Genomic DNA, 25,651 nt, shown 5'->3' with positions numbered 1-25,651 from the left:
CCGTGTCACCACAGGTCAGAAGATCAATTCTCTACTTCCCTCTGCCCGTCTGCGTCCTAATACTCCAGCTGTAGATCGTGATCTTCATGTCTGGGATGCGGCTTGCCGCCGGTAGTGACTGGTGCGTGATCGTGCCTGGTGGCGGCGGCGCCAGTCGGACCAGGCAAGGCGGTGGGCCGCGTCGCGGACGGGCCGGACGACGAGTGCGATGAACAGGCGGCAGATCTCGTTGCAGGACAGCGGGATCAAGTCGTCCGGCGTGGGTCGGTGTGCGTGTTCGTCGGCGCGGACGACGGCCAGGAAGGCGTGGGCCGGCATCGCGAGGGTGACCCAGCGGGCCCACGAGGGGTAGCGGCGGACCTGGTGCTCATCCAGCCCGGCCAGTCCCTTCTCACTCTGGAAGGTCTCCTCCACCCGCCATCTGGAACCTGCGACCCTGACCAGGGTGGCCAGGGATGCCGGCGTGGTGGAGTGACAGCGGTAGTGGGCGAGTTCACCGGTGCTGCGGTTGCGGCGGATCAGCAGCTGGTGGCGGCCCGGGGCCGGCTCGGCGAGGTCGATGACGGCCCAGTCGTAGAACCGCTGCCCCTTCGCGCCGCGCCCGGCCGAGAGCTTCTGCCAGGCCCGCTTCGGCACCTTCGCCGCCAGGGCATCCGCGCGGAACTTGCCTGCTCCGGTGGGCACTTCGGCTGAGCAGGCCACCGCGAGGACGTAGCCGATGCCGCGTTCCTGCACAGCCGTACGGAGTTTCGGGTTGCCGCCGTAGACCTCGTCGCCGGTGACCCAGCCGACGTGGTGTCCGGCATCCAGGAACCGTTCGATCATCGTGCGGGCCAGGTCCGGCTTGGTCGCGAAGACGGTGTCCTCGCCGAGGCCGGCGGCCCGGCAGCGGTCCGGGTCGCTCGTCCAGGAGCGCGGGATGTACAGCTCCCGGTCCACCGCCGCGTGCCCGCGCATCCCGGCGTAGACCGGGTAGACCGCTGCCTGGGAGTTCTCGATCCGTCCGGCCGTTCCGGTGTACTGGCGCTGGACCCCGACCGTGTGGGTGCCCTTCTTCACGTCGCCGGTCTCGTCGACCACCAGGACCGCGGCCTCGTCATGGAGGTGCTCGACGACGTATTCGCGCACGTCGTCACGGACGCCATCGGCATCCCAGGAGGCCCGGGGCAGTAGATGCTGCATGCCGTGCGGGGCGGCCTCCCCGGCCCACTCCGCGATCGTCCAGCAGTTCTTGCGCGGCAGGTCCGACAGCAGGCCCAGTACCAGCCGCCCGGCCCGCAGCCGGGGTTCGACCCGGGTGAACCGGCCCGCGATCCGGCCCATGGCCACCTCGAACGCCTCCCGCCAACGGACGGGATCTATGCTGTGACCTGCGGCCACCGTCTCATCGTTACTCCACACAAGTCACGATGATCAACGGTGGCCGCACCCGTCTCCGCACCGGCCCCGACCAGCAAGATCACGAACTACAGCTGGAGTACTAGCCACCCTCGTGCCGAGGCCACCGCCGCCTCGTCTTCCCCAGCTGCTCCAGCCAAGTGCCGAGCCACGTGACGAGGGTCTGGCCTTCGTCGTGCGTGTAGTTGCCTTCGTTGACACGTCAGAGCAGCTTGGTGAGCTCTTCCTCCGCGTCGTCGGCCGTGCGAAAGCCTCCCTTGCGGAGCTGCTTGCGCTTCCCGTCCGGGCAACTGTCACCGCCCTGCTCACCTGCGACCCGGTCGACGATGCCGTACGCCTGGCGGCGACGGGCGTCAGCGAGGACTGGTTCCACGGGCTCGTCCTCGCCACCGGTCTGCCACCGGCCGACTTCGCACGCCTGGTCCGCGCCCGGCGCCACGGCGGCACGGTCGGCGTCGCCGTGGCGCGCGCACCTCTCACCCCCGACCCCGCCGCCATGGCCGCCGCTCGCACCGCCCTTGCCGACCCCGACAACGCGGGCGGTGCGACCGACACCGCCCGCCCCCTTCGGCTGCGCGCCTGGCGCAACCGCCTCACCGCCGACGACGAGGGCATCCAGATCCGCCTCGGAACCGACAACCGCTGGCACCCGTACACCCGCGAGGACGGCGGCGCCACCGCCGAGTGGTGGCCCTGCGCTCCTGCCACAGCCGACGCCGTCGCCGCTCTCGTCGCGGCCCGCACCGCAGCCACGCGGCGCCGATAGGCGCATTGCTCTCATGGGAGGTACTCCCTGGAGTTCCTCACCGGCCGCCGCATGGTCGCCGCCGACCCAGCAGCGCTGGGACTTCGACACGAGCCGGTACGGGGCCGAGGCGGTTCGTGCCGAGGCGAACCGCTGGTCGCAGGCGCGTCCGGAGCCCGGTAGTGAGCAGCTTTCCGCCGGCCGCTCGTCCGATTCCCGTCGGCGTTCGCCGTGCGAGGCAGCCAGACGGGGCGCCGGGGCGCCGGGGCGCCGGGACGGCGGCTCGGTGGCTCCGGGCGTGCGGGGAGCTCTCAGGTGGGGGAAGACTGGAGGTATGGCTAGCAAGGCACGCCTCGAGGGCGGGCCGGACGACCTGCGCGGACGGGTCGTGCCGATCACCCCTCCGGGGCAGGAGCTGAAGATTCCGCACCGTGGCGGCTATGAGCACTTCAAGGCCACGACCCGCCACGAGGACACCCCCGAGGGGCGGCTGACCGTCTACGAGTGGTGGGAGCGCACCGAGGTGGCGGAGTAGCCCCGGAGTGGTCGCGCAGTGGTCGCGGGCCAGCGGGCTGGAAAGGCCGGGGCTGCACGGGACCGGCCGGCCGGCACGGGCCGGGTGGCGGTTTCGCCACCTCGCATGGACGGGGTGCCGGACGCTGCCGCGGGCGTGTTCCCCGGTCTCGGGGCGGGCCCGGCGCAGTCCGGGTCCGGCTGCCCGGCCGTGTGGCCGTGGCCGTGTGACCGTCCGGTGGGCCGAGGGGCGGGCGTTCGGCGGTGTCCCTCCCACCGGGGTGCCGGTACGACTCCGGGATCTCCCGCGGTGCGTGCACAGGCACGGACTTCGCCGCGTCGGCGGCCCCGGTAGAGGGGAAGGCGGTCACCGCGCAGGGACCCCTCCGCCGGGAGTTCCGGGTGCCCGTTCCGGGGGTCGGCGCATCCGTGGGCGAAAATGGAGTTGATCTTGCTCCGCATGGCGTAAGGTGGTGTTCACCGACGCGGGGTGGAGCAGCTCGGTAGCTCGCTGGGCTCATAACCCAGAGGTCGCAGGTTCAAATCCTGTCCCCGCTACTCAAGGCCGAGGGCCCGGGATCACATGGTTCCGGGCCCTCGGTGCGTAGGCCGTCTTCTGTCTCCGCCCGGCCTGTCGGGTCGGCCCCTGCGGCCCCTCTGCGCCTCGGTCGCCTCTGCCGCATCCGCATTCTTCGCCCCCTGCGTCGGCCCCTCGCCCCCGGCCGCGGTGTATCGCGGTCCCGAGCGGCGAGCCCGGCTTCGGCCTTCTCGCCTTGACCTTTACGCAACGTCAAGATTTAGCGTTACGGGCATGGAGTGGTCCATCCAGGAAATCGCCAGGAAAGCCGGCACGACGAGCCGCACGCTTCGCCACTACGGGGAACTGGGGCTCCTCCCGCCGAGCCGGGTCGGCGGCAACGGCTACCGCTACTACGACCAGGACGCCCTGGTCCGGCTCCAGCGCATTCTGCTGCTGCGGGAGCTGGGCCTCGGTCTGCCCGCGATCGGGCAGGTACTGGACGGCCAGCGGGACACGGCCGCCGCACTGCGTACGCACCTCCGGCTGCTGGAACAGGAGCGGGAGCGCATCGGGCGGCGGATCGCCTCGGTGCGGACCACTCTCGACCGGACCGAGAAAGGAGAGAAACTGATGGCGGACGAGGTCCTCGACGGCTTCGACCACACCCGTTACGAGGAGGAGGTGACCCGGCGCTGGGGCCGGGAGGCGTACCAGGAGGGCGACCGCTGGTACCGCTCGCTGAGCGAGCGGGAACAGCGCGACTTCCGGGACCGCCAGGTCGCGATCGCCCGCGACTTCGGGCAGGCTCTGAGGGACGGGCTGGCGCCGGACAGTGAGGAGGCCCAGGCCATCGCTCGGCGCCACTGCGAGTGGCTCTCGGTGACGGCCACCCCCACCAGGTCGTATGTGATCGGTCTGGGCGAGATGTACGTCGCCGATCCGCGCTTCACGGCCGGCTACGACAGGCATGGTGAGGGCACGGCGGCCTTCGTGCGGGACGCGCTGAAGGTCTACGCGGAGCGCCATCTCCGTGCGGACCGGTAGCGCGTGCGGAGGACGACCGGCCACTGACGAGCGCTGACGAGCGCTGGTGGCCGCCCGGCGGCCGGCGTCCCGCGCGGTCTCGTCACCAGGAGGGCCCCCTGGTGACTCGCGCGCCTCCGGCTGGCGCCCGTGCGGCAGGGCCGGTCGGCCGGCCGTGATGCGTGGGGCGGCGCGGTGGGTGTCAGCCTGGACGGGGCGCGGCAACCGTCCGCGGCCCTGGAAGACCGGGCAGGAGACAGCGGTGCGGGATCGAGAACGCGGCAGCGACAGGTGGCAGGACGGTGGCCGCCGGTTTCTCATGGTGCTCCCGTGGGTGCTGATCGTGGGGGCGGTCTTCTACGACCTGGGGACACCCGACACCTTCACGGCCGTACCGCTTTTCACGGCGGCGCCGCTGATCGCCGCCCCCTTCTGCTCGATGCGCTACACGCTGGGCGTCGGCGTCGCCGCCTGTGCGGGAGTGATCGGCATGCACCTGCACAGCGGCAGACTCACGGGGATCCCGGCCGTCACGGAGATGCTGACCGTGATCACGGTCTCCGTGCTTGCCCTCTTCCTCAACCGGATCGTGCGCCGCAGCGGGGAGCGGTTGGCGTCGGCCCGGGTGGTCGCGGAGGCGGCGCAGCGGGCCGTGCTGCCGACGCCGGACGAACTGATCGACGGTTTGCAGGTCGCCGCCCGGTACGAGGCGGCCGAGCGGGACGCGTTCATCGGGGGGGACCTGTACGCCGTGCAGGAGACCCCGCACGGGGTGCGGCTGATCGTGGGGGACGTGCGCGGGAAGGGCCTGGACGCGGTCGGGACGGTGGCCCTGGTGCTGGGGGCCTTCCGTGAGGCCGCCGAGATGGAGGTCTCGTTGACCGGGGTGGCGCGGCGGCTGGAGCAGGCCCTGGCGCGGGAGGGCACGCGGGATGCCGGATACGAGAGTTTCGAGGGCTTCACCACCGCCGTGCTCGCCGAGATCCCGCAGGGCGGGGACCGGATCAGGATCGTCAACCGGGGGCATCCGCCACCGCTGCTGTTCGCGGCGGGCGGCGCGCCGCTGGTGCTGAACCCGCCCGAGCGGGCGCTGCCCCTGGGTATGGGCCTGGGTACCTGGCCGGACGTGGTGTCCGAGACCTCCTATCCGCCCGGCGGCACGCTGCTGCTCTACACCGACGGCCTGTCCGAGGCGCGGGACGCGCGGGGGGTGATGTACGACCCGCGCAGCCGGTTGGGCGGCCGTGACTTCTCCGGGCCCGAGGAACTGCTGGACCTGGTCGTCGCCGATGTGCGCCGGCACACGGGCGGTGCGGCGACGGATGACATGGCGCTGCTCGCCGTCACCCGGCGCGGGGAGCGGTAGCCGTCGCGCCACGCGGCGAGGCCGACCTCCTGCGGCAGGTCCCGCTGGTGCCTGCGGGGCTACGGCGGCGGGTGGGTTGCCCGGACGGCGTGATGTCACGGAGCGTGATCAATGGGTCGTCCATATATAACATTTGACGAACCATCAGAAATGGCGGCCGAAAATGGGGGGCGGCAACTTGCCCTTTTCGCTCAGGTTGTTGCGCTTAAGTTCTGGCCAATGTCCCTAACGATCAGTGGGAACGGCTTGGAATCGGGCCTGGGTCTCTATTAACGTTCGATAACGCAGCGCGGTCGTCCCAGCCGTCGCAAGAGGCGGCACCGTGCGCATGCGCCGAATCCCGAGAGGGAACCGGGGAACCATCTCTTTGGGGTGAATCGGGTGCTTCGCGGTGCCCGAAGGAGACCTTCCTGCTCCGAACCCGTCAGCTAACCCGGTAGGCGAGAAGGAAGGAAAGGAGTACGCCTCCGTGGCGTCCAACGAGCCTGCCCTCCAAGAGCCCCCCGCGGCGCAGTGGGTACCCAGCGACCAGTGGGCTCCCGCCCCCGCGGCGGCGGAGGAGTGGAACCCGACCGAGGAGTCGGTCCGTCCCGTCCGCGGCAGGCACCGCGTCGCCAAGCAGCGCAACGCGCTCGCGCGGAGTTCCACCGTCCTCGGCGTCGGCGTCATCGCCGCGGTCGGCGCGGGCGGCATAGCCACCGCCCAGGACAAGCCCGCGGTCTCCATCTCCCTTCCCGACGTCATCGCCGACAAACTCCCGGACCCCGAATCACTGCCCGGCGTGGGCTCCTTGGTGGCGGACGAGCCGACTGGCGGAGCCGTCGCCGATGGACCGCTCACCTCGGCCGACGACGGGGCCCAGGGGGGCGACGCGGGCGAGGCCCTGCGCGCCCGGATTCTCCAGCAGGCCGAGCAGCAGCAGGCCAAGGCGGAGGCCGAGGCGCGGGCCGCCGCCGAACAGGCCGCTGCGGAGCAGGCCGCCGCCGAGGCGGAGCAGCAGAAGACCGAGGCCGCGAAGGCGGCCGCAGCGGCCGCCGAGGCCGAGCGCAAGGCCGCGGCGGAGGCCGCACGCAAGGCGGAGGCCGCGCGACTCGCCAAGCTCGCGGCGAGCTACTCCCTGCCGACCTCGTCGTACACGCTCACCTCCACCTTCGGGCAGGCCGGGGCGCTGTGGTCCTCCGGTTACCACACCGGTCTCGACTTCGCGGCCCCGACGGGTACCCCGGTCAAGGCCGTGCACGGCGGCACGGTCAAGTCGGCCGGCTGGTCCGGGTCGTACGGCTACCACATCGTTCTGGAACTCGGGGACGGCACCGAGGTCTGGTACAGCCATCTGTCGTCGATGACCGTGAGCGCCGGGCAGAAGGTGTCCACCTCCGAGACCATCGGACGGGTCGGCGCCACCGGCAATGTCACCGGACCGCACCTGCATCTCGAGGTGCACACGCCCGGCGGCGACGGTGTCGACCCCGCCGCATGGCTGCGTGGCAAGGGCCTCTCCGTCTGAGCCTGCCCGGTCCTTCGGCCCCCGCGGATCTCCCGGGTGCCCCTCCGCCGCCGGTCCCTCGGACCCTTCCGGCCCGGGCCCGGTGTCCCCGCTGCCCCGTCGGCGCTTCCGCCCTGCCGGCGCCCTCCGTTGCCTCCGTTGCCTCCGTTGCCTCCGGCCGCGCGGCGCTTCGGCGGCGTACTGCGCCACCGCGTTCCGGTCGCCGGAGGGGGCCCGCCGTGCGTCCCACCGGCGCCCCGGGGCGCCGGCCGTGTCGTGTCCCGGCCCCGGGCTCCCCGGAGCACGCGCCCGGCAGACGCACCCGCCCGCCGACGGGGAGCGGTCAGCCGCGGTAGGGGTTGAAGCCGCTGTAGTCCAGATGCGGCGGGGGCTGCCAGGCTCGGCCCGTCGCGCGGGCGGCGTACGTCAGGGCCGGGCCCGCGACATCCCTGCGCTGCCACAGGTGATGCAGCAGTTCCTGCTCCCGGGCGGCGAAGTCCGGCTCGACCGCGCCCCGCGCGGCCCGGTTCCGCAGGAAGGCCAGGGAGGTGGCGAAGACCTCGTACTCGGAGACCGCGCGTGCGGCCGCCGGGCCGTGGGTGCGGCCCGCCAGATCCCGGGCCATCGTGCGGGCCTTCATGGAGGACAGCGCGAGTGGTTCGGCCGGGGCCAGCCAGCCTGCCGCGGCGTACGCGGGCAGCTCCGCCGCGACGGTGCGCAGCTCGCGCTGCCGGGTCCACACCGCCAGCCAGGTCAGCAGACCGAAGGCGGGCACCATGAAGGCGACGTACACCGCGTAGAAGCCCAGCGGGCCGAGGATCGTCGACCCGTTCCACAACGCGTGCATGCCCATGGCGAGGAGCAGGCCGAGCAGCGGCAGCACGACCCCGCGGACCCTCCGGTGCCGCGCCGTCGCCGCCAGACCGAAGCCGATGCCCGTGAGCACGGTGAACAGCGGATGGGCGAACGGCGACATCACGATCCTGACGAAGAACGTCGCCGCCGTGACGGAGGCGAAGCCGGAGGTGCCGATCTCCTGGTCCTCACCGAAGGCGTTGCCGAGGTAGAGGATGTTCTCCGTGAACGCGAAGCCGGTGGCGGTGAAACCGGCGATCACGACACCGTCGACCAGGCCCGTGAAGTCCTGTCTTCGGAAGAGGAAGAGCAGCAGCACGGCCGCCGCCTTGGCGGTCTCCTCCACCACGGGCGCGACGACGGCCGCGCCGATCGCGTCGGCCTGCGTCGGGTCGGCCGTGGCGGTGGCTATCCACCGGGTCGCGAACGTGTTGGCGATGATGGCGATGAGGGCGGCCGCACAGGCACCCCAGGCGAAGGCGAAGACGAGGTTGCGCCAGGGATTCGGTTCGACCCGGTCCAGCCAGCGGAACGCCGTGGCCAGCAGCGGCACCGGCAGCACGGCGAGACCGAGTCCGACCATGAAGCCCTGTGTCCCGGTCTGTTCGCGCACCAGCGCGAGGATCATCAGCCCCGAGAGGGCCAGCAGAGTGATCAGTGCCCCGGCGCGGACCGCCCCGCTGCGCCAGAAGTCGCGGCGCGGCTTGTAGCGCCAGCGGGCACGCTCCGGCACGGCGTCGAAGAGCGGCCGCTCGTCGCACGCCGGGACGGCGGGGCGGGCGGCGGGATGGGGCTGCGAGGACCAGTCGGACACCACACGACCCTAGCGACAGGCAGGGACAACGCGCGACGGCACATGATGCCTGCGGGTGCGGGTGCGGGTGCGGGTGCGGGTGCGGGTCCGGGTGCGCGGTGCCTTCGGCGCGGTCCGCTGCGGCACTCGAACCGCGGCCGCTGCTGCGTCATCCGCTCCGGCGCCGGAACAGGAGATCGCGCACGACATGGCCCTTGTCGAGGCCCTGGCCCTCGAACCGGGTCAGGGGGCGGAAGGCCGGCCGGGGCGCGTAGCCGCCGTCGGCCCGGGTGTTCTCGAAGTCGGGATGGCCGGTCAGCACCTCGAGCATCTGCTCGGCGTAGGGCTCCCAGTCCGTCGCGCAGTGCAGCAGCGCGCCCGGTTTCAGCCGGCCCGCCGCCAGAGTGAGGAACTCGGGCTGGAGCAGTCGCCGCTTGTGGTGGCGCTTCTTCGGCCAGGGGTCCGGGAAGTACACCCGGATGCCGTCGAGGGCGGCCGGCGGCAGCATCTCGCGGAGCAGGATGATCGCGTCGCCGTTGGCCACCCGCACGTTGTCCAGGCCCGCCCGTTCCGCGAGCCCCAGCAGATTGCCCTGGCCGGGGGTGTGGACGTCCACGGCGAGGACGCCCGTGCCCTGGTCGGCCGCGGCCATCCGCGCGGTCGCCTCGCCCATGCCGAAGCCGATCTCCAGGACGACCGGCAGCCCGCCGAACATCGCGTCCAGGTCGAGTGTGCGCAGCCCGTCGATGTCCAGCCCCCAGACCGGCCAGAGGCGTCGCAGCGCGGCGGCCTGCCCGGTCGTCACCCGGCTCCGGCGCGGCTGGAAGCTGCGGATCCGCCGTTCGTGGTGGGCGCCCGCGGGATCGGCGGCCGGACCGCCGGGAAACCGCGGAGCACCTTCGGGCCCGGTATCGGCAGCGGCGGCGCCACGGCCGGTGTCCCCCTGCGGGCTCGCGGCGGTGGTGTTCTCGAACTCAGACACAATGCCCCGATTGTACGGCGGCGGGCGCGGCCCGGGAACGGCCCGTGTCACAGGCGGCCCAGACGGGCCAGCGCCCGCCGGGCCACCTCCCGGCCGATCGGCAGTGAGGCGGTCGCCGCCGGCGACGGCGCGTTCAGGACGTGGACCGCACGGGACGACTCCATGATCATGAAATCGTCCACCAGGGTGCCGTCCCGGAGTACCGCCTGCGCCCGGACCCCTGCTGCCGCCGGCCGCAGATCCTCCTGCGTGACGGCCGGCAGCAGCCGGCGCACCGCCGCGGTGAAGGCGCGCTTGGAGAGGGACCGGTGCAGCTCGCCGGCGCCGTAGCGCCAGTGGCGCCGGGCGATCCGCCAGAAACCGGGCCAGGCCAGGGTGGCCGCCAGCTCGCCGGGGCGGACGGTGGACCGGGCGTAGCCCTCGCGGGCCGGCGCCGGGACGGCGTTCGGGCCCACGTGGACACCGCCCTCGACACCGCGGGTGAGATGGACTCCGAGAAACGGGAAGGCCGGATCGGGCACCGGGTACACCAGGCCGCGCACCAGCTCGGGGCGCGTCAGTTCGTAGTACTCCCCGCGGAAGGGGACGATCCGCACGTCCGGCCGCTCGCCGGCCAGCGCGGCCACCCGGTCGCCGTGCAGACCGGCGCAGTTCACCAGGGCGCGGGCGCGGACGACCAGGCCCGAGGACGTACCGACGGCGACACCCCACGGCCGGGGGTCCAGTGACCGCACCTCCTCGCGGTAGCGGATCTCCGTCCCCGAGGCGGCGGAGGCCTCCGCCAGCTGCGCGGCGACGGCGGCGAAGTCGCACACCCCGGTGGTGCCGACCCTGATCGCCGCGACGCCGGCCACCTCCGGCTCGTACTCCGCCATCTGGGCGGGGCCCAGTTCCCGGACGGGAATGCCGTTCTCCCTGCCGCGCTGGGCCAGCGCGTGCAGCCGGGGCAGCTCCTCCCGCCCGGTGGCGACGATCAGCTTGCCGGTGACCTGGTGGGGGATGCCGTATTCGGCGCAGAACTTCACGGTCTCCGCAGCCCCGCGCACGGCGAAACGTGCCTTCAGCGAACCAGGGCGGTAGTAGATCCCGCTGTGGATCACTCCGCTGTTCCGCCCGGTCTGGTGCCGGGCCGGGCCGGGCTCCTTCTCCAGCACCACCACGGAGGTGCCGGGCGCGGCACGCGTCAGGGCGTACGCCGTCGACAGCCCGATGATCCCGCCGCCGATCACCAGCACGTCGCAGTCGAATGCGGCCGCTTTCACCACACACCTTCCAGCCCGGCGGTGCCTCCCGGGAAACCGCCCCACCCCTGATGATGCACCGGCCCGCGAGCGAGCGGGTCGAACCGGGTGGCATACGCGCCCCGGAACGCGCCGGGTGCGACGCGAGCCCGGGGAAGCGCGCGGCTCACGCCGGGGCCATCAGCAGCGGTCTGGCCCGCTCCCTCAGCTCCGCCACCCTCGGCTCGTCCCCGTACGGCTCCAGCCGGTGCAGCAGGTCGCGTACGTACTCCGTCGTACGCGCGGAGGAGATCCGGCCGGCGACCTCCACCGCCCTGGTGCCGGCCGCGCAGGCCGCGTCCAGGTTGCCGGACTCCAGTTCGGCCACCGCGCTCACGACCAGGCGCAGCCCGTGCGAGCGGATGTACTCCTCCGTGGGCCGGGACAGGGCCTGCTCGGTGAAACGGCGGACCTGGCGGGGCGCCTTGAGGTCCCGGTAGCACTCGGCGGCGTCCGCCGCGAACCTGTCGTACGAGTAGAACCCCAGCCAGGACGGGTCCGTGTCGCCCTCGCGGGACCGCTCGAGCCAGCTCTCGGCGGCCTTCAGGGCGGCCCCGGCGGCGGCCGCGTCGCTCGCCTTGGCGTGGGCCCGCGCCTCCACCAGCCGGAAGAAGCTCATCGTGCGCGCCGTCGCCAGGCCGCGGTTGCGCTCCACCGCCGCCTGCGCGAGATCCACCCCCTCGTCGGCGAAGCCCCGGTAGGTCGCCTGCAGCGACATGGACGCCAGCACATAGCCGCCCAGCGGGACGTCGGCCGCGGCGCGCGCCAGCCGCAGCGCCTGGATGTAGTAGCGCTGGGCCGCCTCCTGCTGGCCCGTGTCGAAGGCCATCCAGCCGGCCAGCCGGGTCAGCTCCGCCGTGGCGCCGAACAGGGCCCTGCCCACCTCGTCCGAGTACGAAGCGAGCAGCAGCGGCGCCGCGTCGACCCGCAGGCACTCCGGGACCATCGACGAGCGCCAGTCCCCGCCGCCGTACTTGGAGTCCCAGCGCCGGGCGTCCTCGGCCGCCTCGCGCAGCTTGGCCACATCGCTGTGGCCCACCCGCGCCGACGCGTCGTCCGGGCTCTCCGGCGCCGCCCCCGCACCCTCAGCGCCCCGGAGGGTCCGCTCGACCGACGAGTCGGCCGGGTTGATCAGCCAGCGCGATGCGGGCGTGGCGTAGGCGCTCACCGAGAAGGAACCGGCCAGCGACTGCCAGATCCCGCCGCCCGCGCGGCGGCCCGCGAGGTCCAGCCGGTACAGCTCCGTGGCGGCCTTCACCGCCTCGCCCACGTCCCGTGGGAAGGCCAGACCGACCTCCGGCGCCGGATCGGCGTCCGCGAGCCCGATCTCGTGCAGCGGCACCGGGCGGCCCAGCTTCTGGCCGATGGCCGCCGCGATCAGATGGGGCGCGGCGCCCTGCGGCACCATGCCCTTCGACACCCATCGCGCCACCGACGTCTTGTCGTAGCGGAGAGTCAGACCGCGCTGCGCCCCGAGGTCGTTGACCCGCCGGGCGAGCCCGGCGTTGCTGATTCCCGCGAGGGCGAGAACGGTGCCGAGCTTCTCGTTCGGCCCGCGTTGCTCCCTGGACATGCGCCACCCCTCGACACACAGACGGCCGCCGGGCATCCCCGCCCGGCGTTCGCTCCGCCGTTCCCCGCAAGGGGACAACTCCATGGAAGCCGGACGCAAGAGCAGGTGTCCGAGCCCCCGGGAATATGCGCCCCCGAGGAGAACAGCGGTGCCACACAGGGTAGTTCGCCACATCCCTACCGTTAAGAGGCAGTGTTCCGGATGGCGAGATTGTTGCGTGTTCGGGTGCGACTCCCCGTGCGGGCCGTGCTCCCGGTGTGTGGCCGTGCGCCCGCCCGTGCGCTCTCCTCCGGCCGTCGTGGGAGGGCTTCCATGAGTGCTGCGTGGGTCGGCCCATTGGCCAGGGAACCAATGGGCTGGGGGACACCGCCGCCTCATTCCCCGCGGGCGGCGGACCGGTCCGGGAGGCGGCTGCCGTCTCCCGGACCGAGCACCTGTGCCCCGTTTCGTGCGATATCTTCTGCTCCCTGCCGGCTTCAAGTTGGCTGAATGTCGATCCTCCTCCGGTGTTTGACCCTCCACGGATTCGCTGACCGAGGCACGGACGCCCGGCGGCCGGACGGCCCCATATGGCCAATGCCAGGGGCGCGTTCACTTTTTGCGCACGCTACCCGGAGCCCCTACGGCGCGCCCCCGGCATGGCAGCATGTCCTCATCGGGGTGTGCCGCATCGGGCGCGCCCAGAGTTGTCCACAGGCTGTGGAGGCGCGATGCGGTGGCTGGTGGGGTGGAGCAGTGCCGCCGCAAGCTTCGGCACGGCCGGATCCCCCGGGTCCCGCCCTTCACCTCCACCATCCCCCTCCCCCTCCCCCTCCCCTTCTTATCCGTCGCCGTCGCCGTCGCCCTCGCCGTCGCCGTCGGGCGACGACAGCCGCACCGTCCACCCCGTGGGCGCCCAGCTCCTGTGGGGCGACCCCGATCCCCTCTGGGCCGTCGGCGACTGGCGCCCCGACGAGGTCCGCGTCGTCACCGCCGGCCCGCCCCCCGGCCTCACCACAGGCGCCCCCGCCGTCCGCCTCGCCGTGCTGGGCTGCTGTGCCGCCAGCGACGAGGAGCTGCGGGTCGGCCTCTTCGCGGCGCGCGGGGGCGCGCTGCGCCACCTCACCGCCTGGGCGGGCAGCTACACCGCCGTCGTCCAGGTCGGCCGGCGCATCACCGTCACCGGCGACCTGGCGGGCGCCCGCCCCGTCTTCCACACCCCCTGGGCAGACGGCACCGCCTACGCCACCGCCGCACTGCCGCTGGCCGATCTCATCGAGGCCCAGCTCGACATCGGGTACCTCGCAGCGCTGCTCGCCTGCCCCGAGTCCCCGGAGGCGCTGCGCGACTCCACCCCGTACTCCGGAGTGAAGCGCCTCCCCCCGGGACACGCACTGATCCTGCGTGAAGGCTCCCGGGAGATCACCGGCTACGAGCCGGTCGCCTCGCTCGCCGTCGCCGCACCCCAGCTCGAACCCGACCGGGCCGTGGAGACCGTGCGGGACGCACTGGTCGACGCCGTACGCGCACGACTCACCGCACCCCGGCACGCCCCCGAGACCCTGCCACCCGATCCGGGACCGGTGCCCGGCATGGGACCGGCGGACCGGCGTGCCGCCCGCGGCGCACCCGCGCCCGGTATCGGCGCCGACCTCTCCGGAGGCAGCGCCTCCGGCACCCTCGCCCTGCTCGCCGCCGGACTGCCCGGCGTCCCCGGCACCATCCTCGGCCACGGCACCGGTGCCGGTGAACGGCTGCTGGCCGTCACCTTCAACGACCTCGCCGCACCGCAGGGCCGCGAGGCCGAGCTGGAGCGCGCCAGGACGGTCGCCGAGAACCCGCGGCTGCGCCATGTCGTGGTCGCCGCGGGCGCCGAGGCCCTCCCCTACGCCGACCTGGACGGCCCCCTCACCGACGAACCGGGGCCGTCGCTCGTCGAGGCCGAACGCAACCGGCGGCGCCTCGCGTCCGGCAGCGCGGACCACTTCACCGGGCACGGCGCCCGGCAGGTGCTGGACGCCCACCCGGCCCGCCTGGCGGACCTGCTGATGGACCGCAGGAGACGGCCGCTGCTGCGCCCCGTCTCCGCACTCGCCCGGGCCTCCGCCCCCACCTTCGGCTCGCTGCTCGTGCCGCTCACGGTGTACCGGGCGGCGCGGCGGCTCGCCCGCACCCCCTACCGCACCGGCCTCGAGACGGCCGCCGCCCGGCTGCCCGAGGCGAACCGCAAGGTGCCCGACGTCAACGGACCGCTCGGCGCCTCCCTCGCGGCCCTCTCCTGGTCCCGGCCCGGACCCGCGGCGCGCTGGCTGACCGGCGAAGCGCTCGCCGAGGTATCCGTGCGCCTCCAGGAGGCGGCGAGCCGGCCCACATCCGTGCAACGCCCCGGCGAGGCCCGCGCCCGCGCCGCGCTCACCCGCTACGCTGCGGACCACCGCGTCATGGAACAGGCCTCCGAGGTGCGCAGCCAGCGGCTGCACGCGCCCTTCCTGGACAACCGGGTCGTACGGGCCGCCCGCGACCTGCCCGAGGCACTCCGGGTCCAGCCCGGTGCCCGCACCGCCGTGCTGCGCACCGTCCTCTCCGGCGCGGGCGTCCACGACCTGCCGCCCGGCTGGGGGGCGCCGTCCCAGACCGCGTCGACCACGGCGACGCGGGCGGGGATCCGCATGTCGCTGCCGCACCTGCTGGACCTGTTCGGCACCCCGCTGCTCGCGGACGCGGGCATCGTGGAGGCACGAGTCGTGCGCAAGGCCCTGCGGGCGGCGTCCGAGGGCGAACCGGTCCCCCTGGACGGGCTGGCGGAGCTGGTCTCCACGGAGCTCTGGCTACGGCGGCTGCTGGCCCGGCGCGGCACATGCTGGACGGGTACGGAGGCACCTCGCCGCCGCGCCGTCGCCTCGGGCGTACCGCGCCGCCCGACGCTCCGCGCATAGCGGCGCGCCGTGCCCCGCCGCGGGCGCTCAGACGCAGGTGATCCGCGACCGCGCCCAGTCGGCGATCGCCGTCGCCGCGAGCGGCCGCACTCCGTCGGGGGCAACGACCAGCCGAAGTGTCCCGCTGCCGGTGAGGCCGACGGACACCGGCACCGCCGGGTCGCCTCCCCGGAGCAGCGGCGACCGCCACCGCCGCACCCCGTCCGCGTAGACGGAGAAGCGGACGGCTCCCCGTCCGAGCGTCAGGTCGTCGACGCCGACGAGCGCGTCGTACGAACTGCACGTGCGGTTCAGATCGATCGTCACGGACGAGCGGGCGTGCACCGACACCCCGTGCTCGTAGGGAACGCCGCCGATCGACATGCCGTCGCGCTCTCCCATCCAGCTGCTCGCAGCGAGCCGCACCTCGGGGTACGCACGGTCGCCGGCCACGCCGTACCGGAGCCGGTCGAGCCGATGGACGGTGGTGGGGGGAGAAACCGCCGACGAGGGCGACCGTGTCTCCCCGGGAGCCCCGGGAGCCCCGGGAGCCCCGGGAGGCGCGGGCGCGGGCGCGGGTGTGGGCGTGGGTGTGGGCACGGGCGCCGTCGGCTGGTCGGGCGCGGGTGCCGGACGCGCCCCGGACGGGCTGGGACCCGGTGTCGTAGGTCGTGGATCGGGCGCCGGTGCACGGGGCGCCGCCGCGGGCTGCGGCTCGCCCGGAGCGGAGGGGTTCGCCGGTACGGGCTGCGCCGCCGGCGGTCGCGCACGGGGTCCGGGCTCCGGCCCCGAGAGCGCCCACACCAGCCCCACGCCCACCGCGGCCGCCACCGCCGCGGCGATCCCCGCCTTCACGGATGCGGTGAGCCCTTCCGTCGCGGCGGCGCTGCCCGCGCTGCCCGCGGTGCCCGCGGTGCTCGCGCTGCCCGCGGTGCTCGCGCTGCCCGACGAGCCGGAAACCGCCCCGGGCGCCCCGGCGGCTCCGGTTCCGGCTCCGGCTCCGGACCCCGCTCCCGCCGCCCCGGCCACCACGGCTCGGGCGGCCTTGAACGAGTAGTCCGCGGCGAACCACCCGATGAAGGCGACCGGCAGCAGGGCCGGCATCCCGGAGTTCACCTGCTCCAGCTCGCCCGCGGCGAGCCGGCACGAGGCACACCCCTCCAGGTGCTTGCGCAGCCCGCGCTCGGCCCGCATCCGAAGTCCGCCCCGTGCGTAGGCACCGAGCCGGTCGGCGAACCGGGCGCAGTCGCCTCCCGAGGTGAGCGCCGAGCTCACATGGGCCTGCAGATACGCCTGCCTGAGCCCCTCCCGGGCGCGCCCGGCGAGAACCGCCGTGGCGTTGGCGGTGAGACCGAACAGCGGCGCCACCTCGCTCGGCGGTTCCTGCTCGACGGCGGTGTGCCAGAGCACCGCCTGCCAGCGCTCGGGCAGCGAGCGGAAGGCCTGCAGGGCCATCGACTGCTCGGCCTGGTGCATGGCGCGCACATCCGCACCGAGTTGGACCGTTGCATCCCGCGGTGCCCCGGTCGCGGGGGCCGCCTGGTCGCTGAAGACCGCGAAGTCCTCGACCAGGTGCTCCCGGCGGGCGGACCTCGCCCAGGCGGCGGCGACACGGCGCACAGCCGTCAGCAGATAGGCCCGCACCGCCTGTTCCGGTCCCCCGCCTCCCCGAACCGCCTGCAGTGTCCTGGCGAACACCTCGGCCGTCAGGTCCTCCGCCGTGTGGGCGTCGCGGCAGCAGCTGCGGGCATAGCGCCGCACGGCGTCCGCATGCCGCCTGAACAGCTCCTCGTAGGCGGTGTCGTCGCCTCCGCGCATCCGCAGGACCAGGTCGGCGTCCGACGGTGCCGGAGGGGAGGGCGGGACGCCGGCGGCGGGTCCCGACGCGATTCCCCCGCACTGCGACGGAACCCGTACGCCGCGTTCGCCGCAGGCCCCGGTGGACTCCTCGCCGTTCTCCCCGCCGCGCGGCCCGCTGTGCCCCTCACCGCTCATCGCGGAAGCCCCCGTACCCACCCAGTGACCCGAACACCGGCCAGAGTGCCACAGGGAGGGCGCTGTCAAGCCTCCCGCGCACCGCAACCACTCGTCCGGGAGACCGTCCGAATCCAAGCACGAGACCGTGCCGCTATGGGAAGTCCGCTACGGGAAGGCCGCTATGCGCAGACCGTGACGGGAGCCGCCGCGAGAGAACTGTTCCGGGAAGGCCGCCCGGCAGGGTCCCGTCCCCCGTCGCCAAGCCCCGTCGAGGTGTGCCAGCGGATCAGGCGCATGGGCCAGGTCCCGTCCCCCGTCGCCAAGCCCCGTCACAAGGCGTCCGGAGCGGACCTTCCTCGCCGCATATCCGGGCCGTGTGGCCGGGACCCGGAGCGGACCGCAGGCAGGCCCCGTCACAGGGGCCGCGAGCGCAGACCCTCCAGCAGGATGTCCAGCAGCCGTGCCGAGGCGGCCATCTGCTGCGCCGTGTCCGGGAGGGACGGCGCCGCGGTCGCTATCACCAGCAGCACGTCCGCGACGGTGACGTCCCCGCGCAGTTCACCGGCCTCGCGCGCCCGGTCGACCAGCTGCCCCACCATGTCGAGAAGCTCATCCGACCCGCTGTCGTCCCGCTCCGCCGCGGGCACCGGCCGCGGTGCGACCAGCCGCAGTTCGGGCTGGCCGACGGTGCCCACGCGCTGCTGCGGCACCCGCGCCTCCTCCCGGATCGGGCCCTCGGAGACCGGCGAGTCGCCGCCCACCCCGACCCGCAGCACATGGGGTGGCAGCAGCCGGCCGGCGCCCGAGGCGACCGAGCTGCGCAGGAACCGGGAGAGCGCCGACCACGGCTCCTCCTCCTGGCCGAGTGCGGTACGCGCCTGCTCCGTCAGCCGGGATGTCTCCTCCTCGGCTATCCGCCTCACCAGCACGTCCTTGCTCGGGAAGCGGCGGTAGACCGTGCCCACGCCCACCCGTGCCCGACGTGCCACGTCTTCCATCGGAGCGCCGTAGCCGAGTTCGCCGAACACCTCGCGCGCGGCCTTGAGCACATGCTCCAGATTGCGCTGCGCGTCCACGCGCAGTGGTGCCGGACGGCTGCTCGCAGCCGCCCCCGCGCGCCCGTCTCCCACGGCCTCCGTGGCGATGGCGCCCGGCCCATGCGAATCCTGAATGTGCATGTATGTTCCCCCGGAAATGATGTCGTCTCCCCCCGGAGACCTCCCCGCCGTGACACCGGGGTGAATCAGGCGAGTCACCGACCAGAACACCCCGACGAGGTACGAACATAGTTGAGTCGAGGTCAATTCAGAAGGGGGAGTTCCGCCCGGTGCGCACCCCGATCGGAGCAAGGGCCGGAACTTTCCTGGCCGCACCCCCGTCCCGAACCTCCTTCCGCCCTGCTGACCTGCGGACCTTCCCTCGACATGCGCATCGGTTCCGCCGGGGTCCAGCAGGAACCTCCGGTCACACAATCCGCCGAGGCTGTGGACAAACTCCGAGCAGCGTTGCGTCATGGGGTGGTGAAGGCTGCACACTCCCGGGACACGGCACCCGGCACGATGCCAGGCACGATCCCCTGCACCCCGTCGCGCACACGCATCCTCGTCGCCGGCGGGGGCTATGTGGGGATGTACACCGCGATCCGCCTCCAGCAGCAGCTCCGGCGGGAGCTGCAGCGCGGCGAGGCCGAGATCGTGGTCGTGTCGCCCACGCCCTACATGACCTACCAGCCCTTCCTCCCCGAGGCGGCCGCGGGCTCCATCTCGCCCCGGCACGTGGTCGTACCGCTCCGCCGGGTCCTGCACGGATGCAAGATCGTCGTCGGCGAGGTCCGGTCGGTGGACCACGCCCGGCGCACCGCCGCCTTCACCACCCTCGCCTCCGACGAGGAGGGCACCGGGGCGATCCCGATCGGCTACCACGAACTGGTGCTCGCCCCCGGGTCCGTCTCCCGCACCCTGCCCGTCCCCGGACTCGCCGAGTACGCCATCGGTTTCAAGACGGTGGAGGAGGCCATCGGCCTGCGCAACCACGTCATCGAGCAGATGGACATCGCCTCCTCCACCCGTGAACCCGCCCTGCGCGACGCGGCACTCACCTTCGTCGTCGTGGGCGGAGGCTACGCGGGCGTCGAAGCGCTCGCCGAACTCGAGGACATGGCCCGCTACGCCACGCGCTACTACCACAACCTCAGGCCGGAGGACCTGAGGTGGGTCCTCGTCGAGGCGAGCGACCGGATCCTCCCCGAGGTCGGCGCGGCCATGGGAACGTACACGATCCGGGAACTGCGCGCCCGCAACATCGATGTACGGCTCGGTACCCGACTGGACTCCTGCGAGAACCGTGTCGCGGTGCTCAGCGACGGATCCCGGCTGCCGACCCGCACCGTCGTGTGGACCGCCGGCGTGAGACCCGCCCCCGTGCTGGCGGCCACGGATCTGCCGCTGAACGAGCACGGTCGGCTCAGGTGCACCGCCAGACTCACCGTCGAGGGGTCCGAGCACGCCTGGTCGGCCGGCGACGCCGCGGCCGTGCCCGACGTCACCGCCGATGAGCCCGGCACGGTGTGCGCGCCGAACGCGCAGCACGCGGTCCGCCAGACGAAGGTGCTCGCCGAGAACATCGTCGCCTCGCTGCGCGGGCAGCCCCTGAAGACCTACGCCCACAAGTACGTCGGCTCCGTGGCTTCCCTGGGGCTGCACAAGGGCGTGGCGCATGTGTACGGCCGCAAGCTGAAAGGCTATCCGGCCTGGCTGATGCACCGCGCGTACCATCTGAGCCGCATGCCCACGTTCAACCGGAAGGCCCGCGTCCTCGCCGAGTGGATCCTCTCCGGGCTCTTCACACGTGAGATCGTCTCCCTCGGGTCGCTGGAGCATCCGCGGGCCGAGTTCGAACTCGCCGCGGGCGGAGTCCCGTCCAGGCCGCTCGCACGCCACCATGAGGATCCGCCCCTGAGCGCACGGGAGCGGAAGCGGCGCCAGGCTCCGCCGCCCCCGGCCGGGCCGTCCGCGGCGCCCGCGCCCGGAGACGATGGTCCGGGGGTGCTCCCGGACGGCACACCGGGCGGGACACCGGGGGAGGACCTGCGGAGAAAGGACCCGAACGGACCCGGAGCAGGACCCGCAACCGGGGACGGCTGACCCGGCTGTCGGCGCGGTGGGTCACACTGGGCGTGTGACGATAGGTGGACGTGCGGACAGCGCAGAGTGACATGTACAGGCGTCGGCCGCCCGCGCCGCGCCCGATCGGCGACAGGACGAGCAGACGTGGCCGCTCCCATGGGGATCGGCCCCGGCACGGAAACCGGAACCGGAAGCCGGTACGGAAACCGGAAGCCGGTACGGAAACCGGATCCGGGATCGCATCGGTCCCGGTGGGACACGCGGGCGCAACCGCGCACGACAAGGCAACGACACCACGAGGCTTGAAATTCCGTGAACTTCACGCGCTGGAGCGCCCGGCTCCCCGGTACGCAGCGCCGCGCCGCAGCGCGGACGGACCGCCGTTCCGTCCCCGCCGCCCGCGGCGAGTTGGACCGGCGGCCGGAGCTGCGGCCCGACGCCACCGGCGTCGTCACCGACCCGCGCGGTGCGCAGGACCCTCCGGAGTCCTCCGTTCCCGCGCTCGAGCACTTCCCCGTGCGCGGGCTGCTCGACGGGCTGCCCGCACTGGTCGTCCTCGTCCACGGCCCCGGGCACCAGGTCTCCTACGTCAACCAGGCGTATGAGACGGCCTTCGGCGCCCGCGCCACCGGAACGGCGGCCGCCGCCTGCCCCGAACTCGCCGAGCTGGGACTGCTTCCCCTGCTCGACCAGGTGCTGCGCAGCGGCCGACCGCGCACGGTGAAGTCGCGCCGGGTCCGGGGCGGCGGTTCGTACACCGTCACCTGCCTGCCCGCCGACGCGCCCGACCCGCACCGGGAGGGCGAGTCCGTCGGGGGCGTCCTGGTGTTCGCCGCCGACGTCACGGCCCACGCCGAGGCCGCCGAGCGGCTGCGGGCCAGTGAGAGCAGGCACCGGGAGGCCGCCGTGACGCTGCAGCGGTCACTGCTCCCGCAGGAACTCGAACAGCCGGACGACCTCCGTGTCGCCGCCGAGTACCGCCCCGGCGGCACGGATGCCGCGGTCGGCGGCGACTGGTACGACGTGATCACGCTCGGAGCCGGCCGGACCGCCCTCGTCATCGGCGACGTCATGGGACGCGGTGTGCGCGCGGCCGCCGTCATGGGCCAGTTGCGCACGGCCGTCCGCGCATACGCCCGGCTCGACCTGCCCCCGCACGAAGTGCTCCAGCTCCTCGACGGACTGGCGTCCGAGATCGACCCCACCCAGATCGCCACCTGTGTGTACGCGGTGCACGACCCGAACGAGGGCCGGCTCGAGTACGCGTCCGCGGGACATCTGCCCGTCCTCGTGCGCGACGCCGACGGTACGGTCCACCGGGCCGAGGAGCCGACCGGACCTCCCCTCGGCACCGGCGGCTGGCTCCACTCCTCCGGCACGGTCCCGCTGCGGCCCGGCTCCACCGCGGTCCTCTACACCGACGGACTGGTGGAACGGCGCGGCGAGGACATCGACGAGGGAGTCGCCGCTCTGGAGCGTGCGCTGGCCGGGGCGACCGGTTCCCCCCAGGTCGTGTGCGACCGGCTCATCCGCTCCCTGGGCGTCACCGCGGACCACGACGACGATGTCGCCGTGCTCGTACTGCAGCATCCGGCCCGTTCGGGCGGGGACGCGGAGCTCTTCCACAACGCCGCGCTGGAACTGCTCGGCGGCGTGGAGGCCGCGCCCCGCGCGCGGGCGTTCGCCTCCGGAGTGCTGGCCTCGTGGCGGTTCCCCGTGGAACTGCGCGATCTCGGTGTGCTCGCCGTGAGCGAACTGGTGGCGAACTCGCTCCTGCACGGCACACCCCCCATGCGCCTGCGTCTGCGGCGGACCGACCGCCGGCTGATCATCGAGGTCACGGACGGCGACGATCACCTTCCGCGCCGCCGCCGCGCGGAAACGGAGGACGAGGCGGGCCGCGGGATCTCCATCGTCGCGACGATCGCCTCGTCCTGGGGGTGCCGCCGCACCCCCGGCGGCGGCAAGGCGGTGTGGTGCGAGTTCGCGCTCCCCGACGGCGCCTAGGCGGGCGGCGGAAGTCCCTCCCGGCCCGCGCCGCCCGGGGTACACGCTCCCCCGTCGCCCTTCGGGCACGGGAGGTGCCCCCGGGCTGCGGTGCCGGGTCAGGCTGCGGTGCGGGGTTCATCCGGGTACGTCCGGCGGTACGAGGACGGCCCTCCGTCCCGCGATGGCATGCACCGGACGCCGCAGGCCCGTCCCTGCGGACAGGACGGAGTTGCTTCACCATCCGGCCCGAAGGGACCCGCCAGGAGGGCGGTGGGGTGTCGCCGGGATGCGGCCGCCGCCTGTGGCCGCGCGGATGCCGCAGGGCCGGGTGGCGCCGGGCCCCGGACGGTCAGACTCCGGCCCGGGCCCTGCCCCGTTCGGGCCGGTGCCGGACGACGATCCGCGACGCGGACGCGAGCGAGGGCTGGTCCTGGACGGCTGTGAGGTTCCGCCCCAGCCTCAGGGCCAGCACGCTGATGCCCAGGGAGAAGAGGACGAACGTCACGATGTAGGGACCGTGCAGGGTGGCCCCCATCGGACCGCCCACCGCCGGACCGACCGCCAGGGCCAGTTGTTTGACCACGGCGAACGCCGAGTTGTACCGGCCGATCATCGACTCGGGCGCGAGATCGGCGACGAGCGGTGCCACGGTCGGTGACAGCATGGCCTCTCCGAGCCCGAACAGGGCGTACGTCGCGATGAACGCGGCAGCCGCCATCGCCTGACCGCCATGGCCGAGCCCCGCGTATCCGGCGACGAGCCAGGCCGCGGCCCAGATCAGTCCCACCCCGGCGATCATGCGCGAACGGCGCCGGCGCTCGACGAAGCGCAGCACCAGGAACTGCGCGAGCACGATCACCGCGGTGTTGGCGGCCAGGGCGTAGCCGAGCGTCGCCGGCTCGATCCCCGCGGCCTCGGTGCCGTAGGCCGCGAGGCCGGACTCGAACTGGCCGTAGCAGGCGAAGAAGAGCACGAACCCGAGCACGCACAGCTGCACCATGGCGCGGTGGCCGAGCAGTGTCCGCAGTCCGCCCCTGGCCCGGCCGTCGGTGTTCTCCGGCATCGCGCCGGGGATCGAGGGGGCTCGTGGCATCCGCACGGTCGCGGCGACGACGGCCAGGACGACGAACATCGCGGCCTCGATCGAGAACAGCAGTGTGAAGCTGCCGGGACGGCTCCCGTCGACGATCTGCCCGCCGATGAGGCCACCGACGCCCAGGCCCAGGTTCTGCAGGAAGAACTGCGTGGCGAACGCCCTGGTCCGGGTGGACGGGGTGGAGCACCAGACGATCATTGTGGCGAGTGCCGGCTGCATCACGGCCGTACCCGCGCCCAGCAGCGCCGCCGACAGCACGACGGCGGGCACGCCGACGGCCTGCCCCATGGCCAGCGCGCCCCCGGAGGCCAGCAGCGAGGCCACCGCCAGCACGGGCAGCGGCCCGCGGCGGTCGATGACCCGCCCGGTGAAGGGGAGCACGACGAGCGCGGTCAGGGCGAAGACGGCGAGTACGGCGCCGGCCGTGCTCGCTCCCAGCTCCCGCACCTGTGCCACATAGACATAGAGATACGGAACGGTGAACCCGAGCCCGAACGCGCTCAGCGCGTTTCCCGCCTGGATCCGGCGCATCGTCGCGCCCTTCGCCTTGCTCACACTCACCTGCCTTGGTCGGTCAGCCCGGAGGACTGAGAGATGAAGACTTAGAACCTAAAGTTCGAAGCTGAACTGTACACATCGAAGGACTTAGAACCAAACCAGCGGCATGGGATAGTGAGGCGCATGTCCGCCAATCCCGAGCAGAGGCCCGGCCCCCCGGTGCCGACCGGGCACCCACCCCCCACCGGATCGTCCGACACGTCGGGTGCAGAGGACGGGCGGTCGGCGCGGAACCTCCGGACCACCGCGGCCGCCGCCTCTCCGTCCCGCTCCTCGCCTTCCGTCTCCCGGGGTGCTTCGGGCTCTTCGGGAACTGCCGGATCCGCCCGGCCTTCCGTGACCTCTGCGCCCTCTGCGCTCTCTGCCTCCACGCCTTCGCCGTCCGCCGCCCAGGGAACCCCAGCGGACCGCCGGTCGTCGCAGGAGCCGAGCCTCGACGAGCAGATCGCCGCGTACCAGCGCGAGTTCCGCGATCTGGACCCCCAGGTGGAGCAGGTCGTCTCGGCTCTGGGCCGGCTCAACCGCCGGATGAACGTGGCGTACGGCCGACAGGTCGCCGCCCTCGGCATCAGCAACACCGAATGGGAGGTCCTCAAGACGCTGGTCCTCTCGGGCGCCCCGTACCGCCTGGGGCCCGGGGACCTCGCCAGGCGTCTGGGTCTCACTCCTGCGGCCATGACCCACCGCATCGACCGGATGGCGGCGGAGGGCCTGGTCACCAGGGACCGGGACGAGTCCAACCGGGTCCGCGTGATCGTGGAACTCACCGACGAGGGCCGCGCGAAGTGGAGGGAGGCGATGCGCATGGCGACGGACTTCGAGGAGGAACTGCTCCAGGACCTCAGTGGCGAGGAACGGGGAGAGCTGGGCGAGATGCTCCTCCGGGTTCTGCGCCGGGTGGAGCAGACACAGCCCGACGCGGGAGGGCGCCTCACCGACCTGGACCAGGGGCCGGACAGGCCGGCAGCGGGGACGTGAACCGCAAGGGTTGACACGGGCCACGCCGACCCGTAAGGTTCTTCGAGTTGTCGCGGAGCCGGAACGGTTCTTCGGTAACCGATCCCGCCGCGGACGCGGCAACCCAACTCAGCACGGACTCCCAGCCGGGATGATTTTCGCCATGCCGGAATTCATTTCGATGGACTCGATTATGAGACGCCTGGGAAACAAGCTAGAGTTTGGTCGTCGGAACGGCCTGGCGGCCGGAAAGGCAACCCTCCTCTGACGGGGAATCGGGCCCGAAAGGATCTGATAGAGTCGGAACCGCCGGAAAGGGAATTCGCGGAAGCGGATGAACGCTCTGGCAGCCCGCTCCAGCGGGTGGCGGAGAAGGAAATCGGATCTGCTAAGCTGGAAACACCGAAGGGAAGCGCCCGGAGGAAAGCCTCGGAGAGTGTTCCGTGGGTGAGTACGAAGGAAGCGTCCGTTCCTTGAGAACTCAACAGCGTGCCAAAAGTCAACGCCAGATATGTTGATAC

17 protein-coding genes, 1 tRNA gene and 1 riboswitch are annotated in these 25,651 nt (G+C 73.0%); of the genes, 10 read left to right on the top strand and 8 right to left on the bottom strand.

From position 1 onward, the window contains the following. Positions 1 to 84 precede the first annotated feature (84 nt). Positions 85 to 1,323 carry an IS701 family transposase gene (locus SCWH03_RS24015; RefSeq protein WP_173266473.1) on the bottom strand — a complete coding sequence of 413 codons (1,239 nt, stop codon included), beginning with the start codon at positions 1,321 to 1,323 and terminating at the stop codon, positions 85 to 87. A 250-nt stretch (positions 1,324 to 1,573) separates the two neighbouring features. Between SCWH03_RS24015 and SCWH03_RS30105 the strand changes: the two genes are divergently transcribed. From SCWH03_RS30105 to SCWH03_RS23980, 6 genes are all read left to right on the top strand, one after another. Beyond that, a complete protein-coding gene (locus SCWH03_RS30105) occupies positions 1,574 to 2,164 on the top strand; it encodes a hypothetical protein (protein WP_254076980.1) in 591 nt (196 codons plus the stop codon). Positions 2,165 to 2,477: 313 nt separating this feature from the next. Further along, on the top strand, positions 2,478 to 2,678 hold the full coding sequence (locus tag SCWH03_RS24000) for a DUF5988 family protein (protein ID WP_173266388.1): 201 nt from the start codon (positions 2,478 to 2,480) through the stop codon (positions 2,676 to 2,678). A 462-nt stretch (positions 2,679 to 3,140) separates the two neighbouring features. Next, positions 3,141 to 3,214: transfer RNA gene (locus SCWH03_RS23995), tRNA-Met, on the top strand. 253 nt (positions 3,215 to 3,467) lie between these two features. Beyond that, positions 3,468 to 4,220 carry a MerR family transcriptional regulator gene (locus SCWH03_RS23990; RefSeq protein ID WP_173266387.1) on the top strand — a complete coding sequence of 251 codons (753 nt, stop codon included), beginning with the start codon at positions 3,468 to 3,470 and terminating at the stop codon, positions 4,218 to 4,220. Between the two features lie 241 nt (positions 4,221 to 4,461). Then, positions 4,462 to 5,565, top strand: a complete 1,104-nt coding sequence (locus SCWH03_RS23985) for a PP2C family protein-serine/threonine phosphatase (protein WP_254076979.1) — start codon at positions 4,462 to 4,464, stop codon at positions 5,563 to 5,565. Positions 5,566 to 5,886: 321 nt separating this feature from the next. Beyond that, positions 5,887 to 6,023: riboswitch (cyclic di-AMP (ydaO/yuaA leader) on the top strand. 11 nt (positions 6,024 to 6,034) lie between these two features. Beyond that, complete coding sequence (locus SCWH03_RS23980) at positions 6,035 to 7,072, top strand: M23 family metallopeptidase (protein ID WP_173266385.1); 1,038 nt, start codon at positions 6,035 to 6,037, stop codon at positions 7,070 to 7,072. 322 nt (positions 7,073 to 7,394) lie between these two features. Here the strand turns inward: SCWH03_RS23980 and SCWH03_RS23975 are convergent, their stop codons facing one another. From SCWH03_RS23975 to SCWH03_RS23960, 4 genes are all read right to left on the bottom strand, one after another. Then, on the bottom strand, positions 7,395 to 8,720 hold the full coding sequence (locus tag SCWH03_RS23975; RefSeq protein ID WP_173266384.1) for a PrsW family intramembrane metalloprotease: 1,326 nt from the start codon (positions 8,718 to 8,720) through the stop codon (positions 7,395 to 7,397). A 148-nt stretch (positions 8,721 to 8,868) separates the two neighbouring features. Continuing rightward, entirely contained in the window at positions 8,869 to 9,681 is an 813-nt protein-coding gene (gene trmB, locus SCWH03_RS23970) for a tRNA (guanosine(46)-N7)-methyltransferase TrmB (protein ID WP_173266383.1), read from the bottom strand. 47 nt (positions 9,682 to 9,728) lie between these two features. Then, a complete protein-coding gene (gene lhgD, locus SCWH03_RS23965; RefSeq protein WP_173266382.1) occupies positions 9,729 to 10,946 on the bottom strand; it encodes an L-2-hydroxyglutarate dehydrogenase in 1,218 nt (405 codons plus the stop codon). A 142-nt stretch (positions 10,947 to 11,088) separates the two neighbouring features. Further along, positions 11,089 to 12,534: an NsdA family TPR-like regulatory protein gene (locus SCWH03_RS23960; RefSeq protein WP_173266381.1), complete on the bottom strand. Its 1,446-nt coding sequence runs from the start codon at positions 12,532 to 12,534 to the stop codon at positions 11,089 to 11,091. Positions 12,535 to 13,244: 710 nt separating this feature from the next. Here SCWH03_RS23960 and SCWH03_RS23955 point away from each other — a divergent pair. Then, the gene (locus SCWH03_RS23955) at positions 13,245 to 15,449 is read left to right on the top strand and encodes an asparagine synthase-related protein (RefSeq protein ID WP_173266380.1); all 2,205 of its coding nucleotides are present in this window, start codon (positions 13,245 to 13,247) and stop codon (positions 15,447 to 15,449) included. Positions 15,450 to 15,476: 27 nt separating this feature from the next. Here the strand turns inward: SCWH03_RS23955 and SCWH03_RS23950 are convergent, their stop codons facing one another. Next, positions 15,477 to 17,423 (bottom strand): sigma-70 family RNA polymerase sigma factor, encoded by a 1,947-nt coding sequence (locus tag SCWH03_RS23950; RefSeq protein WP_173266379.1) that lies wholly within the window; start codon positions 17,421 to 17,423, stop codon positions 15,477 to 15,479. 395 nt (positions 17,424 to 17,818) lie between these two features. Then, a complete protein-coding gene (locus SCWH03_RS23945) occupies positions 17,819 to 18,583 on the bottom strand; it encodes a TetR/AcrR family transcriptional regulator (protein ID WP_173266378.1) in 765 nt (254 codons plus the stop codon). 381 nt (positions 18,584 to 18,964) lie between these two features. Between SCWH03_RS23945 and SCWH03_RS23940 the strand changes: the two genes are divergently transcribed. Both SCWH03_RS23940 and SCWH03_RS23935 read left to right on the top strand, forming a co-directional pair. Then, positions 18,965 to 20,548: an NAD(P)/FAD-dependent oxidoreductase gene (locus tag SCWH03_RS23940; RefSeq protein ID WP_173266377.1), complete on the top strand. Its 1,584-nt coding sequence runs from the start codon at positions 18,965 to 18,967 to the stop codon at positions 20,546 to 20,548. Positions 20,549 to 20,842: 294 nt separating this feature from the next. Next, a complete protein-coding gene (locus SCWH03_RS23935) occupies positions 20,843 to 22,537 on the top strand; it encodes an ATP-binding SpoIIE family protein phosphatase (protein WP_173266376.1) in 1,695 nt (564 codons plus the stop codon). Positions 22,538 to 22,868: 331 nt separating this feature from the next. On the opposite strand, the gene SCWH03_RS23930 is transcribed toward SCWH03_RS23935, so the two are convergent. Next, positions 22,869 to 24,146 carry an MFS transporter gene (locus tag SCWH03_RS23930; protein ID WP_173266471.1) on the bottom strand — a complete coding sequence of 426 codons (1,278 nt, stop codon included), beginning with the start codon at positions 24,144 to 24,146 and terminating at the stop codon, positions 22,869 to 22,871. A 363-nt stretch (positions 24,147 to 24,509) separates the two neighbouring features. Between SCWH03_RS23930 and SCWH03_RS23925 the strand changes: the two genes are divergently transcribed. Next, the gene (locus SCWH03_RS23925; protein WP_371872760.1) at positions 24,510 to 25,151 is read left to right on the top strand and encodes a MarR family winged helix-turn-helix transcriptional regulator; all 642 of its coding nucleotides are present in this window, start codon (positions 24,510 to 24,512) and stop codon (positions 25,149 to 25,151) included. Positions 25,152 to 25,651: the final 500 nt, after the last annotated feature.

The sequence above is a fragment of the Streptomyces pacificus genome, from assembly GCF_011766325.1.
Taxonomy (GTDB): Bacteria; Actinomycetota; Actinomycetes; order Streptomycetales; family Streptomycetaceae; genus Streptomyces; species Streptomyces pacificus.
Note: the sequence above shows the minus strand (reverse complement) of the source record. Positions and strands in the feature narration are given on the sequence as shown.

Bases quoted from the DNA above. Each gene is read 5' to 3' on its own strand.
- SCWH03_RS24015 (WP_173266473.1), bottom strand. From the start codon at position 1,323: ATGGGCCGGATCGCGGGCCGGTTCACCCGGGTCGAACCCCGGCTGCGG.
- SCWH03_RS24000 (WP_173266388.1), top strand. From the start codon at position 2,478: ATGGCTAGCAAGGCACGCCTCGAGGGCGGGCCGGACGACCTGCGCGGA.
- SCWH03_RS23940 (WP_173266377.1), top strand. From the start codon at position 18,965: ATGCCAGGCACGATCCCCTGCACCCCGTCGCGCACACGCATCCTCGTC.
- SCWH03_RS23990 (WP_173266387.1), top strand. From the start codon at position 3,468: ATGGAGTGGTCCATCCAGGAAATCGCCAGGAAAGCCGGCACGACGAGC.
- SCWH03_RS23945 (WP_173266378.1), bottom strand. From the start codon at position 18,583: ATGCACATTCAGGATTCGCATGGGCCGGGCGCCATCGCCACGGAGGCC.
- SCWH03_RS23930 (WP_173266471.1), bottom strand. From the start codon at position 24,146: ATGCGCCGGATCCAGGCGGGAAACGCGCTGAGCGCGTTCGGGCTCGGG.
- SCWH03_RS23955 (WP_173266380.1), top strand. From the start codon at position 13,245: ATGCGGTGGCTGGTGGGGTGGAGCAGTGCCGCCGCAAGCTTCGGCACG.
- SCWH03_RS23950 (WP_173266379.1), bottom strand. From the start codon at position 17,423: ATGAGCGGTGAGGGGCACAGCGGGCCGCGCGGCGGGGAGAACGGCGAG.
- SCWH03_RS23960 (WP_173266381.1), bottom strand. From the start codon at position 12,534: ATGTCCAGGGAGCAACGCGGGCCGAACGAGAAGCTCGGCACCGTTCTC.